The following is a 14,001-nucleotide window of genomic DNA, read 5'->3' on the forward strand; positions in this document are numbered from 1 at the left end:
CCTTTACGCCAGTTCTATCAACGCCTTGTCGAAAACGGTAAGAAACCGATCGTCGCAATATCCGCCGTCATGCGAAAGATCATCGTCATCCTAAATGCAAAACTCAGAGACGGACTCGCAAAACAGAGTTGATGACAATCCGGGGGGGGGCGCGGCTGTGTCCCATACTCAAGGCCATCCCGGGAAAGCCGTCAAACTTTGTCCAGGACAGGCGGGCCCTGCGCCGTCGATGCCGTGACTGGAACGGTTCTTGCTTTTCAAAGCCGATGGCGATGCCGGGCCTGGTCCGGTTTGCCGGCTCGCGGTTTCTGGAGACCGCGGGCGCCGGTTGAACAGGAGTATCCGCATGAAAAGCAGCAGCACGGGCAATGGGCTGGACGTCCGCTCCCTGCGTATCCTGGTAACCCTTCTTACCGAATGCAGCGTGACGCGCACGGCCGAACTGGTCGGCCAGCCGCAGCCGGCCATCAGTCTCTGTCTCAGACGTCTGCGGGCGATATTCAACGATCCGCTGCTGGTGCGTACCGGAAACCGGCTGGTGCCCACAGATCGGGGCCGGGAACTGGAGATTTCCATGCGCCGGGTTCTGGAGGATCTCGACCGGGAGCTCTGCCCGGATGAAAGCTTCGATCCGTCGAGCGGCGGGCATCATTTCAGACTGCTGCTGGCCAATTGTTTCGGTCCGACCTTCCTGCCGCTCATCATCAGCCGGATCAACGAGGAGGCGCCGGGCGCGATCGTCGATGTCTCGCCTATGCCCGCCCACGATCAACTCGTCTCGGTGTTGGCCGACGGCGTGGCCGATATCGTCCTGGGCAACTGGCCGCATCCGCCGGAAAAGCTGCGAACCGCGCCACTGTTTGCCTCAAATATGGTCTGTCTGGTCCATGGCAGGCATCCGTTCGCCAAATTGAAGCGGCTGACGCTCAACCAGTATCTCTCTGCGAAACACCTGTCCCTGACCCCTTCCGACAATGCCGGTCTCAGCCCTATCGACGGGCGTCTGGGCGATTTGTCTGTCAGTCGCCAGATATCGGCTTCGGTGCCCGACTACGGATCGGTTCCCTTCGTTCTGGCGCAGACCGACATGGTGTTCACCACAAGCCGGCATTTCGCGGAGGATCTGGCAGTCCATGTGCCGCTGAGCGTGGTGGAACTGCCCAAGGAGTTCGGCGCCATCCGCTTCTACGCGCTCTGGCACGAGCGCAATCACCGCTCCCCGTGGCACCAGTGGCTTCGGGGCATCATCCGTGGCGTGGCGCGGGAAGTGGAGAGCATGAGCGCCAACCTTCACCGAGGGTCTCATTCGGCGAGAGTGTAGCGGCTGCGACGGCAACAGGTGGCGCCGCCGCAGGGCGACTATTCAGGCAGCGGTTTCAGCTTCCGCATTGTCGATCAGCCGACGCAACTGCTTGCGCATCAGCATGCCGGGCCGGTCGGAGGGCATGTGAAGTTCCACGCCTTCGGACCTGTCCAGCGGCACGTTGAAGTCGGTGCTTTCCAGAACGTCCCGATCCTCGATGGTCACCTGCCGGTCGAAGGCGATAATTTTTTCCGCCGGGGTGTCCTCTTCGCTGTCGTTGCGCATGACCCACTGGATAAACTGGGTGCGCTGGTTGTCCATGGGGGTCAGGAAGGTGCACAGGATGTTTTCCAGCCCGTTCGGATAACAGATCCGTCCGACGCGGGAAAACGGCAGGTAGAAGCGATTGCGGGTGCGCCGCCGGGTCTCGTCCTCTTGCATTCCGAGCGCGGACTTCATGTGTTCGGCGTTCTTCACCTTGATGTCGTTCTGGACGATGAAGCCGTTTTCCGTCTCGTCCACGGTAAAGGGGTGAATGGAGGGGTCAGGATCGCCGAAACTGTCCTTGTGGACAAACGTAATGTGCGCCGCGTCGAAGGAATTCTCGATGATGCGCAGCGGGTTGGCAGACCAGGTCTCGCAGAATTCGATCACCTGGCGGTAGCCGGGCTGGCCGAATTCCTCGATCTCGGGAATATCGAACATCGGTTCTTCCAGAGCGACCCAGACGTGATTGTATTTTTCCGTGCAATGATAGCCGGGTACGCCGAAGGGATTGGGCTTGTCTTCGACATCCTGGGGAACCTTGACGCACTGACCGGAGCCACTGAACGCCCAGCCGTGATAGGGGCAGACGATGTTGCCGTTCTCGACATAGCCAAGCGACAGTTTCGCCGTACGGTGCAGGCAGCGATCCTTGACCGCCCGAACCGCCCCCTCGTCGTCCCGCCACAGGGCGATCGGCTCGTTCAGCAGCGTGAAACCGTACGGCTTGTCGGTGATCGTGTCGCTCGGCGCCACGCAATACCAGAAGCGGCGCAGCAGCGGAACGTCGCATGCTTGCATGTGGTCCTCTCCTTCCTGATTTCGATCTATGTCATTTCCTAGGAAGGAGGGGGGCAGTAGGCAATTCGCGGGATCGAATAGACGGTATAGCGTTTCGGCCATGGCGGGATGGTGTCATGCCGCGGTTTTCGGCTTGTTCGAAGATGTCGCATGTCACGACGCGGAGGGGATACCGTCACCCAGAGCCTGTGCCACCCGGACGCCGGGCCTTCACCACTGGCGCCTTGAGCGGTATTTCGACAGGCTATAAGCTTTCACCAGGCAATGAAGGCTGTCCGGCCTCATGCCTGTTCGATCGCGACGGCTGCCGTGTCGAGTGCAGCTGCAATCGTGCGGATCTGGTCTTCGCTCAGCGGGCCGCTTTCCTGGCGCAGCCTGAGGGAGAGCTTCAGGTTCTCCATGGCACGGACGAGCTGCGGCGGCGGGCCTGCAGGCGTTTCTGCGGCGGCGCGCTCCATCCGGGCAAAAGCCGCGTCGGCCTCTACCTGTTGTTCGGCAACCGCCGCGATGCCGGCTTCCGTTGCCGCATAGAGCTTCTTGCCTTCGCTTTCGGTCACCGTGGCGTGGCCCATTTCCTCAAGCATGGCCAGGGTCGGGTAAATGACGCCGGGGCTTGGGCTGTAGGCTCCGCCGGTGCGCTCCTCGATCTCCTTGATGAGGTCATATCCATGGCGCGGTGCCTCCGCGATCAGGGTAAGGATCACGATGCGGAGTTCGCCGTGGTCGAACAGGCGTCCGGAGCGCCGGCCGCGCCGGCCTCCGCGGAAACCTCTGCCTTCGCCATCCCTACCGGGGCCGCCTCGACCTTCGCCGTGCCGGCCAAAGCCTCGGCCATGCCGACCCCGGCCATGGCCGTCATCAAACATATCGTTTCTCATAACAGCCTTTTCGCTTTCGTTCTGTTTTAGATAGCATTTAGATATATCGAAATATATTCTTTTTCAAGAGGCTCCGATTTAGGAAATGAAATGCGTCTTCGTCCCGCGGCGGTTGAAAGGTGTCAAAAAACGTCGGAAAACGGGCGAAAACACCTGACCAGGGGATGGTCGGGGAAGGCGACAGGGCCGGAAATCATCATGCCCTGCTGCAATTGACCTAAGCATTCAAACGCTGGTTCAAACGCCTGGGTGCCAGAACTGCCGTGTGACAGCGGCCGAAACCGCTTCACCTTGCCTGAAATACGGCTTACCAGACATGCTTCGGCAAACACGTTTCACCGGGATTAGTTCATGCCTGTTTTCATGATCGGCTTCATCGGCATCGCCGCCGTTCTCCGTTTTGCCGCCCTGGCGGTGTCCATCCGCAACGAGAAACGGCTGAAGGAGGCTGGCGCGGTGGAATATGGTGCGGCCACCTCCACGATGCTGGCGCTGGTCCATATCGCTTATTATCTGGCCGCCATTGCGGAGGGGCTGTGGCGCGCAGCGCCGATTTCGGCGGTCACCATGACCGGGCTTGTCATCTATACGCTTTCCATGATTGCTCTCGCCTGGGTCCTCATGACCCTCGGCCGGTTCTGGACCGTCAAGATCATCATCGCCCGGGATCATGAACTGGTGACCAACCGCTTTTTCCGGATGGTCCGGCATCCGAATTACTATCTGAACATCATCCCCGAACTGATCGGCTTTGCGCTGGCGCTACAGGCCTACGGCACGCTGATCGTGGGGCTGCCGGTCTACCTGGTCATCTTACGCCTGCGCATCCGCCAGGAAGAAGAGGCCATGCGGGGCCGGTTCACGGCGTATTGAGTGGGGCTTCAGCCCAACTCTTCCTCGGCCCGGAACCGTGCGATCCACGTCCGGCTGGTCTCATCGGCCAGCTTCTTGACGGAGGGGATGATGTCGGCAGCCCCGGCGGGGTCAAAGCCGAGGTGTTCCATGAGGGTGCGCAAGGTTGCGGCCGGATCGGCGGATAGGTCCGTGTAGGAAATACGGTGAGGTGTGATGCCTTCCTGATCGAACCATGACAGCCAGCCTTTGTCGTAGGCTGTCATCGTCTCGACCCAAGACCGGATCTGATCCCTGTCGTAAGACGGGTTTCGATGCGGGGAGAGGCGTTCCAGTTCCGTGCCGTCGGGGGCGGCGTGCCACAAGCCGGACTGTTCGGCCTTCAGGTAGGATATGGCCTGTTCGATCTTGTCTTGCCGGGTCAGGTGGATGAACAGGGTCGGCCCGAAGGCGCGTTCAAGGCGCGCTCTGTCGGTTGGTTCGTCCGGGTACAGGACGGCAAGCTTTTCGCACAGAAACGGAAAACTCGGCCTTTGCTGACGCAGGCCGAACAGGCAGGTGCCGGCGGTTCCCCGGTCGATCGCCGCACGGAAGATCGCTTCCAGAGTCTCGCGTTCCGTTGCGGTTTCCTGAGGCGTAATTTTCATCCTGGTCAGCCAGTCCTCCAGCGAGGGGCGGTAGAACAGGGAGGCGGGCTTTCCGGCGACTCCAGTATCCGCGAGCATCCGGCACAACAAGGTGCTGCCGCTGCGCGGAGAGGTGCAGATCACATAGGGGTTACGGTTTGTCATGGCCAAACGGGTAGCCCGGTTGGGTGACAGGCTGTTGTCGGCTGCGGGCTGCCCGGCCGGCCATCGTCCGTGAAATGCCCACCCGCCCGCACCGTATCGTCTACCGTCAGCGCGCCGCGCGGATTACCAGCCACGCGAACAGGAGCATGTCGGCGAGGAGGACGAGGGAGCTGATCGCCGCCAGGGGCTCCGCCTGGGGCGCGCCGGAGTAGATCAGGCCAACCCCGGCGACCATGGCGACCGAGGCTGCCGCCCAGACGACCACCTGGAGAAGGGCGATGCGGCTGCCGTCCAGGTCCGTGTGACCCCGGTAGTACAGGCCCATCAGAAAAAGCGAGACCCATCCGAGCAGGTTCAGGTGCGCATGGGCGGGAAGGGTGGAGTGGTCGTGGCTGATCGCCATGGCGATGCCCCAGGTCATGCCGGCAATGGCAATGAGGACGGCCAGGGTGAAGGAAAGTCTTGATGCGGTCATTGTTTGTCCCCTTCCTCAGGCAGCCGAACGCATGGGCGGGCCTACGACTTCGATGCCGTTGGAGCGGCAGGCTGCCTCGAATTTCGCCATCTGATCGGGCGTCGGTTCCGCTTGGCGGGGAGGCAGGCCATCGTGGCCGGCGGGCCGTCCGGCCGTCCGGGCCATGGCCTCGAACTCTCCTTTTGTCGTGATCGTAAGCACGCGGGCGGGACCGGTGCCGGTCACCATGAAGGTGTGCGGGATGCCTTTGGGGGCGACCAGGGTGTCGCCGGGGCGGATCGTGACCGGCGCGTCACCGACCAGAAACGCGATCTCTCCCTCGATCACATAGAAGATCTCGTCTTCGTTGTGATGAATGTGGCGCGGCGGCGAAAACCTTTCCGGCAGGACCTGTTCGAGGAGGTTGATACCTCCGGGGGGCGTTCCGTCCTCGCGGAAGCTGCGGAACAGCACGTCGAACAGCCAGATGGTTTCGATGTCACAGGGTTTGGTCATGGCATGGCTTTCCTGTTGCGGCAGGCGCGTTAATCGGCGCCGCCGGGAGTGGCTTCATCCTGGCTTCAAAGGAGCGGGGCTTGTACTCCGGCCCGTGACCAATCCATACTTCGTCCAGTCCTTCACGCCGAATTTCGAATTTGTATCGGGTCCATCACTGACATGAATTTTGCGAGTTTCGATCTGAACCTGCTGCGGGTCTTCGATGCGCTCTTGCGCGAGCGCAGCGTGACGCGGGCGGGTGAGCTGATCGGCCTGAGCCAGCCGGCGGTCAGCAATGCGCTATCGCGGCTGCGGCACCATTTCGCCGACGAGCTGTTCGTGCGCCGGGGTCACGACATGGTGCCGACACTGCGGGCGGAGGCCTTGGCGGAGACAATACAGAAGGCGCTTTCGGAGATTGAGGGCGCCGTGGCGGAGGGGGAAACGTTCAAGCCGGAAGAGCTGGAGCGGATGTTCACGCTCGGCGGCGCGGATTTCTTTTCCATGCTGGTCATGCCTCGGCTCCACGCGCGAGTTTTCCGGGTTGCCCCCGGTGTGACCCTGCGAATGATCGAGAACGCGACCGGCGATGTGGAAACGCTGCTTCGGGAGAGCGTGATCGACATGGCTCTTGAAATCGACCAGCAGGGGCAGGCGGACTGGGTGTCGAGCGCCCCTCTGATGCAATCGACATTTCTCGTTGTTGCGGCACAGGACCATCCCACGATCAGGGAGGCCGGAATTACACCCGGCGACGCGCTGCCACTTGATCTTTTCTGCGAACTCCCTCAGGCGTTGCGCTCAGTGGACGGCAGCCTGAGCGGGGTTATCGATGCGGCTCTGGCAAAAGCGGGTCGCAAACGGCGGATCGCGCTGGCGTTGCCGCATTTCCACGCGGTGGCTGTTGCCGTCTCCCGGAGCGAACTGATCGCCACGCTGCCCAATCAGACGGCCAAGGATGCGGCACCCGGGCTCGGCCTTGCAGTCTACCGCCCGCCGGTGGACGTGCCGCCACAAAAGCTCCGACTCTACTGGCATCGCCGGCACGACCGGCTTCCGGCGCACAGGTGGTTACGTGCACAGATCTTCGAGACGGTTGAATCCATAAGGGAGCCGGCCGCATGAGTGACGAGTCAAAGCCTGCGGAGGCAACCGGTTGATCCGCACGGCGCCGCGATTTACCCGCGATCTTATCACTCCTGCAGGGGGAAGTTTCCGGGGATCACCTGGTATCCGACCAGTATCGCCAGGAGGATGAGCAGTGCCGCGGACACAATCAGCGAAAAGCGGATGGCCTGCTTGACCTTCGCCTGCCGGTAACGGGTCCGGGGCTTGATACCGCGTATGAGAAAGACGATCTGGCCTGACAGATGCAATGCGGCAAGGTTCACCCCCAGCAACAAGGCCGCGTCGCCCGCCATTGGCCAGGCCGACTTTCCAAGAAACAGGCCAATCGCGGCCGCCGGCGGCATCAGGGCGACGGCGACCATGACGCCGACCAGGATTGACGATGCCCCGGCCGTCATCGACAGCGCAGCGGCCGCCCCCGCGGCAAGGGCGAGCGCAATGTCGTCGAAGCCGACGGCGGCGCGTGAGGCCAGTTCTTTCGACGTGAGGTCGAACGGGAGAACCACGCCAAGAAGGCCGCCGATGACGACCGCCAGGGCAATGCCGACGGCACTGGCCTGGGCGGACCGGATAATAAGGTCGCGTTCGCCCAGGGAAACACCCAGAATGGAGCCGAGGAGCGGACCGAGCAGCGGCGCAATGACCATCGCTCCGATGATGGCGGCAACATTGCTCTCGATCATGCCGAGTGCGGCAACGACCGCGGAAATCGCAACCAGTGTCAAGGAGGTTGGCGTAATGCTGGCGTTTTTGGAGATCTCGGCAAGCAGAGTTTCCCGACTTTCGGTGATCTCTTCTTCTTCGGTTTTCTGATCCTGCTTCCTGGTGACGACGGCATCGACCGGGGCGATGGCGATCTGCCAGTCTTCGGTTTTGTGAAGGGCGCCTTGCAGATCGTCGAGAAGGCTCTGTTGCGCCTTGGCGGTGGTTAGAAACGACACCGTGCGCACTGGCCCTTTCGCCGCCGAAATGCCCGCTAGGGTAACGCCGTCGCGTTCCGCGAAATCGATGATGTCATCGACCGTGTCCTTGGGAACGATGACATGGACATATTGATGCGACATGGAAGCCCCGATGTGTCGGCAGGAATGCAGTCTTACCAGGTGATAGCAAGCGGTGGACCGGGCTCAAAGCGCTTATTCGACCAGGTATCTTTCACCGACCCGGCGACACGTCAACTGATCGAACGTCTCAAGCCAGAACCGGTAATGCGCGCAGGCGCGGCGCGGCGTGGTCCAGAAAGCTGCGGACCTTGGCGGCTGCGCGGCGCCCCTCCACGTGGACGAGGTGGACGGGCAAGGGATCCGGTTCGTATTCCTCCAGCACGGTTCGAAGGGTTCCCGCCTCCACATGAGGGGCGACCTGATAGGAAAGGGCGCGGCACAGGCCCCAGCCCTGGCAGGCGACTTCGATACCGGCGGCGATGTTGCTGACGGCGAGGCGGGAGGCAATACGAACGGTCGCCGGCCGGTCGCCGCCGAAGCGCCAATCGGGCAAAGGGCCGACGGGGCCTGCGGAAATCACCCGATGGTCATGCAGGTCTTGCGGTGTTTGCGGCGTACCGATTTCCGCCAGATAGGCGGGCGCGGCGCAGACCACACGGCGGACCTGGCCGATCCGCACGGCGGTCAGTCCCGAAGACTGGAGCGGGCCGATACGGACCGCGATGTCGAAACCTTCCTCGACGATGTTCACGATCCGGTCGATCATGACGATATCCGCGCTCACCTCCGGATAGGTGTCCAGGTAGCCGGTGACCACCGGCATCACATGAATGCGCCCGAATTCGTTGGGGCAGGTGATCCGCAGCCGGCCGCGCGGACGGGTGGCAGCCCCCGCTGCCGCGTCGTCCGCGGATTGCAGCAGGCCGAGAATATGACGGGCCTCCTCCAGATAGGCCTCGCCCACGTCGGTCAGGTGAACCTGGCGGGTGGTGCGGGAGAACAGGCGTGTGCCCAGGCGAGCTTCAAGCGCGTTGACGCCGCGTGTGGCGGAGGGCGCGCTCAAGCCGAGCCGGCGCGCGGCGCCGGCGAAACCGCCTTCCTCGGCAACGGCGATGAAGACTTCAAGGCTTTGGAGCCGGTCCAAATTGCCCTCCTATTACCATCAATTTCTGAAATAAAGACTTTTGAAATATACTAATTCATTTGCTGGATGAGGCCAATTAAATGTTCTCCATCTCCACTCCAAGAGGAAACGGACAAGGCTCATGAACCCGCATTTTCCGGCAGGCGCCGCCCCGATCAGGCTTTACCGCAATCCGAAATCCGGCCATTGCCATCGTGTCGAACTGATGATGGCGTTCCTGGGCCGGCCTTATGAGACAATTGATCTCGATATGGCCAACGGCGCGCATAAGGCACCCGACTACCTGAAGCTCAATCCCTTCGGCAAGGTTCCGGCGATCGATGACAATGGTACCATCCTTTGGGATTCCAACGCGATCCTGGTCTATCTGGCCAAGCGCTACGGCGCGGATACGGGTTGGCTGCCGGAAGATCCGGTCAAGGCGTCGCATGTGCAGCGCTGGCTGTCGGTTGCCGCCGGCGAAATCGCTCCGGGTCCGGCTGCCGCGCGGCTGGTGCATGTGTTCGGCGCAAAACTCGATCATGACGCGGCCGTGGCGCGGGCGCACGCGCTCTTCAAGGTGATGGAGCCGATCCTGAAGGACAGTGCCTATCTGACCGGCGATGAGATCACCATCGCCGATGTCGCCGGCTACAGCTACATTGCCCACGCGCCGGAAGGCGGGGTCAGCCTGGAGCCCTATCCGGCAATCCGTGCCTGGCTGAGGCGGATCGAAGGCCGGCCGAATTTCGTGGCCATGGCCGCATCGCCCATCCCGGAAGCCGTATGAGCAGTCCGATGGATCAGGAAAAGACAGCCTTTCACGTGGGGGAAATCGCAGTCCAGGAGCGCGCCCACGGCAGCGGACCGGGCTGGAGGAGAGCGGTGTCGCGGGTGTTCCGCGATACCATGCCGGACCAGCACCGGGCGTTTTTCGAGAACCAATCCGTTCTGTTTCTGGGATTGCTCGACAGGAAGGGGTGTGTCTGGGCCACGCCCGCCTTCGGCGAGACAGGGTTTGTCCGGAGCCCTGACGCGCGCACTCTTCGTGTCAATGCGGTTCCCGCGTTACATTACGAACTGGCTTTCGACATGGGCGAGGGGGCCAAGATTGGCGTCCTCGGACTGGAGCTGCACAGCCGGCGGCGCAATCGGTTGAACGGCGAAATCGTCAAATCCGGGACAGACGGCTTCGACATCGCCGTCGGCCAAAGCTTCGGCAATTGTCCGCAATATATTCAGGCACGGGCGTTCGACCGGCAGGATCGGCTGACGGAACCGATGGAGATTACGCATCTCGACGGTCTCACCGAAGAGGTGCAAGCGCTGGTGGAACGAGCCGATACCTTCTTCATCGCCTCGCGGGTGCCGGAAATGACGGACGATCCCCGGGACGGGGTGGATGTTTCCCACCGAGGCGGGAGGCCGGGGTTCCTGGGAGTGACCGGCAAGAGCACGCTGTCTTTTCCGGATTTCAATGGTAACCGCTTCTTCAACACGCTCGGCAATATCGAGGCGGACGGCCGGGTTGGCCTGTACGTGCCGGAATTCGAAACCGGTGAGGCTTTGTTCGTCACCGGACGGGCGGTGATTGACTGGTCGCCGGATCGGGCTGGAACCTTCGCGGGGGCCGGGAGGATCGTGGACGTGACGCCCGAGGAGATCCTGTACGTACGGAATGTCTTTCCGGCCGGAGGGCGCTTACTGGAAGCCTGGCCCGGGCTCGAGACTACCGGCACCTGGGGCGAGGCGCGGGGGTGCGGGGGATGAGGAGACCCGATCGGCGCAGCCAGGCCGCTGAAAGCGGCGGTTGCTGTACTGAAAATTGACAATTTCTGGCAGAAAGTTGTTTTTTTCCGCCACGCGCTTGGAGTTTTGCCTTACTCTGTTCCTGCCAGTTAATTCCGACGGGGAGGGTCTGAATGGCGGCGGTGAAGGAATGGGCCCGGGCCGATGCGCTGCGCGTGTTGCGCGATGGCCTGCCCGCGGATGTTCTGGATTGGAAAGATCTGGCCGACCGCCACGGCTTCGAACTTGACGAGATGGATGACCCGGAGGGCGTCGTTCCCATTACTGCGCTCTATGCAGTCTTCGAAGAAGCAGCCGAAGCCTCCGGCGACGATGCCCGAGTTTTCGACGTTTTCAATGCCTCCGATATCGGCGCGTTTTCGCTGTTCGACTATCTGTTCACCTGTGCGCCGACGCTTCGGGAAGGCTGTCACGCCTGGCAGCGGTTCATGCAGATTCGTTCCAACGCCTATACGATCACCTTCGCTGAAGAGGGGGGGAAAGGGGTCCTGGAATGGAAACTGCAGGACAGGCACGGAACCTGGCGGCAGAACATGTTCGCCCGTATGGCCTGGGCGGCCCGGGGCTTCGAGGCAGCGCTCGGTTCCCAGACACCTCCCCTTGAGATTGAGCTTGCTACGGGTGCGCCGGTTCGAACGTCGGAATTTCAAAAGCGGTACGGCAGCCGTGTCCGGTTCGACGGTAACCGAAATATGCTTTCCATCGAGGCGCATTACCTCGATGCCAAGCCGGTTCGGAACGACAACAATCTCTATGCCATTATCGAGCGGGCTTCGCTCGGCGAGTTGAACCTGCGGGCAAGGAACACTTCTCCACTGTCGGCCATTGCGGAGGTTATCGCCGAGACCATGAAGGCGGGTTCGTGTACGCTGCAGGCGGTTGCCGCCACGCTCGGCATGTCCGAACGGTCCCTGCAGCGGACAATGGAAAACGAGGGGGTTTCGTTCAGGGAATTGACGGCCCATGTCCGCCGGGCCGCCGCGCGGCGTTACCTTAGGGAAACCACTTTGCCGATCAAGGAAGTCAGCTACCTGCTCGGCTATTCGGAAGTCAGTACCTTCTCGCGCGCGGTTCGCCAGTGGTTCGGCTGCCCGCCCAGGGCGCTTCGTCAGAACCCGGACAGGTTCGCCGATGAAAACCTTCCTGATTTCCTTCCCGATTTGGTGCCTGCGGTTGGGGACGACAGCTAAGCGCATTTGGTGCGTGAAAGAGCACTCTATTCGCCTTCATCGACCATCTTTCCGACTTCTCCAAGCGTTACCGTCCTTGACGGCGGTGATGATCAATCCTGGCGCGCCAGTCCTCAGGCAACCGAGAGCGCCACGCCTTTGGCGCGGGTGTGGCCCATCCTGCGCCTGTTCGGACAGAATGGGCCGTAGGATTGTCCGGACTTCGCGGGTCAGGCCGCGAGTGCGGCGATCTCGCCGCGGGCCTGGGAGATGGCGGCATCCTTGGCTTCGTCGCCCATGGCGAGGCCTTCGGCGCGGATGATGGTGACGTCGGTCAGGCCGATAAAGCCGAGGACGCCTTTCAGGTAGCTTTCCTGGTGTTCAAGGCCGGCCATGGAGGCGTCCTGATAGGCGCCGCCGCGGGTGGAGGCTATGATGACCTTCTTGCCTGACGGCAGCAGGCTTTCCGGCGTTCCCGCATCGCTGTACTTGAAGGTGCGGCCGGCTACGACGATCCGGTCGATCCAGGCCTTGAGCTGTGTCGGGACCGTGAAGTTATACATGGGGGCGCCAATGACGATGGTGTCGGCGCCGATCAGGTCCTGGATGTCCCGTTCGGCCTTTTCCAGGTCTTTCGTCAGATCCGGAGCTTCGGCCTGCGCGCCGAAGCGGACGGCCAGATGGCCGCTCGACAGGTGCAGCGCGCTTTCGGCGGTCAGGTCGCGGTAGACGACCTCCGCATCGGGATGCAGGGCGGTGAGGCGGGCAACGATTTCGGCGGTCAGCGTGCGGCTGACGGAGTTTTCGCCGAGAATGCTGGAATCGATATGGAGCAGTTTCATAGAGTCAGGTCTCCGGTGGTCTTGGGATGTCTGAGGGAGAAAGGGCAGCCTTTCCGAGATCCCTGATGTGACATTGTTGAACCCATCGGAAAAGACGTTATATTCTGATATAATCTATCGGATAATCAGATGGGATTGGTCGAACATGCTTGATGCGGTCTCCCTGGATCAGTTGAGGGTCTTTATCGTCTCCGTCGAGGAGGGCAGTTTTTCAGCCGCGGCGCGAAAGCTGAACCGGGCCCAGTCGGCGGTCAGCGACCTCATTGCCAAGCTTGAAGAGGTCATGGGCGTTTCCCTGTTCGACCGTTCAGGCCGTTATCCCAGACTGACGCCGGCCGGTCAGGCCCTGCTGGGCGACGCGAAAACCATCGTGGCCGGCGTCGACGGCATGAAGGCGCGTGCGCGGGAGATGTCAGCCGGTCTGGAGCCGGAGCTTTCCGTCGTCATCGATGCGTTTTTTCCTCTGGAAGCGGTCGCCGAGGCAGCGAAGGATTTTCGCGAGGCGTTTCCGGGCGTGCCCTTGCGCCTCTACATGGAAACTTTATGCGGCGCCTTTCAAACCCTTCTCAAAGGCCGTGCGTCCATCGGAGCGGTGCCGGTCTCGCCGATGATCGGACCGGACCTGAAGGTGGAGCGGATCATGGGCGTGAAGCGCGTCATCGTGGCGGCGCGGGACCATCCGCTCGCGCTGCTTGAAGGGGCGATCCCGAAACGGGAACTGGCGCGGCACACGCAACTGGTGCTGACCGACCGCTCGGAAGGGTCGGCCGGCCGGGATTTCAGCGTTTTTTCACCTTTGACGTGGCGTCTCGCGGATCTTCACGCCAAGCGGGTTTTTCTTCTGAACGGCCTCGGCTGGGGCGGAATGCCGTCCCATGTCGTAGCGGAGGATGTCGCCGCGGGCCGCCTGGTAACGCTCGATATCGAGGACCTTCCGGTCGAGGACATGATCTTCGAAATGGCTGCCGTCTATCCGCTTGCGACGCCGCCGGGACCGGCAGGGCGCTGGTTCATCGAACGTCTGCGCACGGTCTGCGATCACGACTGCGCCTTCAAGGCGAAGAGACCTTACTTGTCGGCGATGTCCGCCTGAAGACGACTTCGCCGACTGAATGAGAACAAGGCCGAGGGTGGCCGGAGACTGC

Annotated in this window: 16 protein-coding genes and 1 pseudogene; 8 read left to right on the forward strand and 9 right to left on the reverse strand. The window is 61.9% G+C overall.

Annotation, left to right across the window (positions count from 1 at the left end; translation table 11 throughout):
- Nucleotides 1–132: pseudogene (locus tag ACN0SO_RS26160) on the forward strand (IS110 family transposase); the annotation flags it as partial.
- Between the two features lie 214 nt (nucleotides 133–346).
- On the forward strand, nucleotides 347–1,321 hold the full coding sequence (locus tag ACN0SO_RS26165; protein ID WP_417682681.1) for a LysR family transcriptional regulator: 975 nt from the start codon (nucleotides 347–349) through the stop codon (nucleotides 1,319–1,321).
- A gap of 42 nt (nucleotides 1,322–1,363) precedes the next feature.
- Here the strand turns inward: ACN0SO_RS26165 and ACN0SO_RS26170 are convergent, their stop codons facing one another.
- The 3 genes from ACN0SO_RS26170 to ACN0SO_RS26180 all read right to left on the reverse strand — a co-directional run bounded on the left by ACN0SO_RS26170 (nucleotide 1,364) and on the right by ACN0SO_RS26180 (nucleotide 3,227).
- Complete coding sequence (locus ACN0SO_RS26170) at nucleotides 1,364–2,368, reverse strand: Rieske 2Fe-2S domain-containing protein (RefSeq protein WP_417682683.1); 1,005 nt, start codon at nucleotides 2,366–2,368, stop codon at nucleotides 1,364–1,366.
- A 281-nt stretch (nucleotides 2,369–2,649) separates the two neighbouring features.
- Nucleotides 2,650–3,072 carry a PadR family transcriptional regulator gene (locus ACN0SO_RS26175; RefSeq protein ID WP_417682685.1) on the reverse strand — a complete coding sequence of 141 codons (423 nt, stop codon included), beginning with the start codon at nucleotides 3,070–3,072 and terminating at the stop codon, nucleotides 2,650–2,652.
- Nucleotides 3,069–3,227, reverse strand: coding sequence for a hypothetical protein (locus ACN0SO_RS26180; protein ID WP_417682687.1), 159 nt, complete (start codon nucleotides 3,225–3,227; stop codon nucleotides 3,069–3,071). Before ACN0SO_RS26180 ends, ACN0SO_RS26175 begins: the two co-directional genes overlap by 4 nt.
- Nucleotides 3,228–3,597: 370 nt before the next feature.
- Here ACN0SO_RS26180 and ACN0SO_RS26185 point away from each other — a divergent pair, with 370 nt between their 5' ends.
- Nucleotides 3,598–4,119, forward strand: coding sequence for an isoprenylcysteine carboxyl methyltransferase family protein (locus tag ACN0SO_RS26185; protein WP_417682689.1), 522 nt, complete (start codon nucleotides 3,598–3,600; stop codon nucleotides 4,117–4,119).
- An 8-nt stretch (nucleotides 4,120–4,127) separates the two neighbouring features.
- Here the strand turns inward: ACN0SO_RS26185 and ACN0SO_RS26190 are convergent, their stop codons facing one another.
- The 3 genes from ACN0SO_RS26190 to ACN0SO_RS26200 all read right to left on the reverse strand — a co-directional run bounded on the left by ACN0SO_RS26190 (nucleotide 4,128) and on the right by ACN0SO_RS26200 (nucleotide 5,859).
- Entirely contained in the window at nucleotides 4,128–4,889 is a 762-nt protein-coding gene (locus tag ACN0SO_RS26190) for a Stf0 family sulfotransferase (protein WP_417682691.1), read from the reverse strand.
- A 106-nt stretch (nucleotides 4,890–4,995) separates the two neighbouring features.
- Nucleotides 4,996–5,364, reverse strand: a complete 369-nt coding sequence (locus ACN0SO_RS26195) for a hypothetical protein (RefSeq protein WP_417682692.1) — start codon at nucleotides 5,362–5,364, stop codon at nucleotides 4,996–4,998.
- 15 nt (nucleotides 5,365–5,379) lie between these two features.
- A complete protein-coding gene (locus tag ACN0SO_RS26200) occupies nucleotides 5,380–5,859 on the reverse strand; it encodes a cupin domain-containing protein (RefSeq protein WP_417682694.1) in 480 nt (159 codons plus the stop codon).
- A 162-nt stretch (nucleotides 5,860–6,021) separates the two neighbouring features.
- Between ACN0SO_RS26200 and ACN0SO_RS26205 the strand changes: the two genes are divergently transcribed.
- Entirely contained in the window at nucleotides 6,022–6,966 is a 945-nt protein-coding gene (locus tag ACN0SO_RS26205) for a LysR family transcriptional regulator (protein WP_417682696.1), read from the forward strand.
- A 68-nt stretch (nucleotides 6,967–7,034) separates the two neighbouring features.
- On the opposite strand, the gene ACN0SO_RS26210 is transcribed toward ACN0SO_RS26205, so the two are convergent.
- Nucleotides 7,035–8,033 (reverse strand): TIGR00341 family protein, encoded by a 999-nt coding sequence (locus tag ACN0SO_RS26210; protein ID WP_417682698.1) that lies wholly within the window; start codon nucleotides 8,031–8,033, stop codon nucleotides 7,035–7,037.
- Between the two features lie 127 nt (nucleotides 8,034–8,160).
- Complete coding sequence (locus ACN0SO_RS26215; RefSeq protein WP_417682700.1) at nucleotides 8,161–9,057, reverse strand: LysR family transcriptional regulator; 897 nt, start codon at nucleotides 9,055–9,057, stop codon at nucleotides 8,161–8,163.
- 154 nt (nucleotides 9,058–9,211) lie between these two features.
- Here ACN0SO_RS26215 and ACN0SO_RS26220 point away from each other — a divergent pair, with 154 nt between their 5' ends.
- From ACN0SO_RS26220 to ACN0SO_RS26230, 3 genes are all read left to right on the forward strand, one after another.
- On the forward strand, nucleotides 9,212–9,826 hold the full coding sequence (locus ACN0SO_RS26220) for a glutathione S-transferase family protein (protein WP_417682740.1): 615 nt from the start codon (nucleotides 9,212–9,214) through the stop codon (nucleotides 9,824–9,826).
- A complete protein-coding gene (locus ACN0SO_RS26225; protein WP_417682702.1) occupies nucleotides 9,823–10,806 on the forward strand; it encodes a pyridoxamine 5'-phosphate oxidase family protein in 984 nt (327 codons plus the stop codon). The genes ACN0SO_RS26220 and ACN0SO_RS26225 overlap by 4 nt, the downstream gene beginning before the upstream one ends.
- Nucleotides 10,807–10,958: 152 nt before the next feature.
- Entirely contained in the window at nucleotides 10,959–12,035 is a 1,077-nt protein-coding gene (locus tag ACN0SO_RS26230; RefSeq protein WP_417682704.1) for an AraC family transcriptional regulator ligand-binding domain-containing protein, read from the forward strand.
- A 209-nt stretch (nucleotides 12,036–12,244) separates the two neighbouring features.
- Here ACN0SO_RS26230 and ACN0SO_RS26235 read toward each other — a convergent pair whose 3' ends face one another.
- Complete coding sequence (locus ACN0SO_RS26235; protein WP_417682706.1) at nucleotides 12,245–12,856, reverse strand: FMN-dependent NADH-azoreductase; 612 nt, start codon at nucleotides 12,854–12,856, stop codon at nucleotides 12,245–12,247.
- Nucleotides 12,857–13,001: 145 nt separating this feature from the next.
- Here ACN0SO_RS26235 and ACN0SO_RS26240 point away from each other — a divergent pair, with 145 nt between their 5' ends.
- Nucleotides 13,002–13,949, forward strand: coding sequence for a LysR family transcriptional regulator (locus ACN0SO_RS26240; protein WP_417682708.1), 948 nt, complete (start codon nucleotides 13,002–13,004; stop codon nucleotides 13,947–13,949).
- Nucleotides 13,950–14,001: the final 52 nt, after the last annotated feature.

The sequence above is a fragment of the Roseibium sp. genome (assembly GCF_048260565.1).
Taxonomy (GTDB): domain Bacteria; phylum Pseudomonadota; class Alphaproteobacteria; order Rhizobiales; family Stappiaceae; genus Roseibium.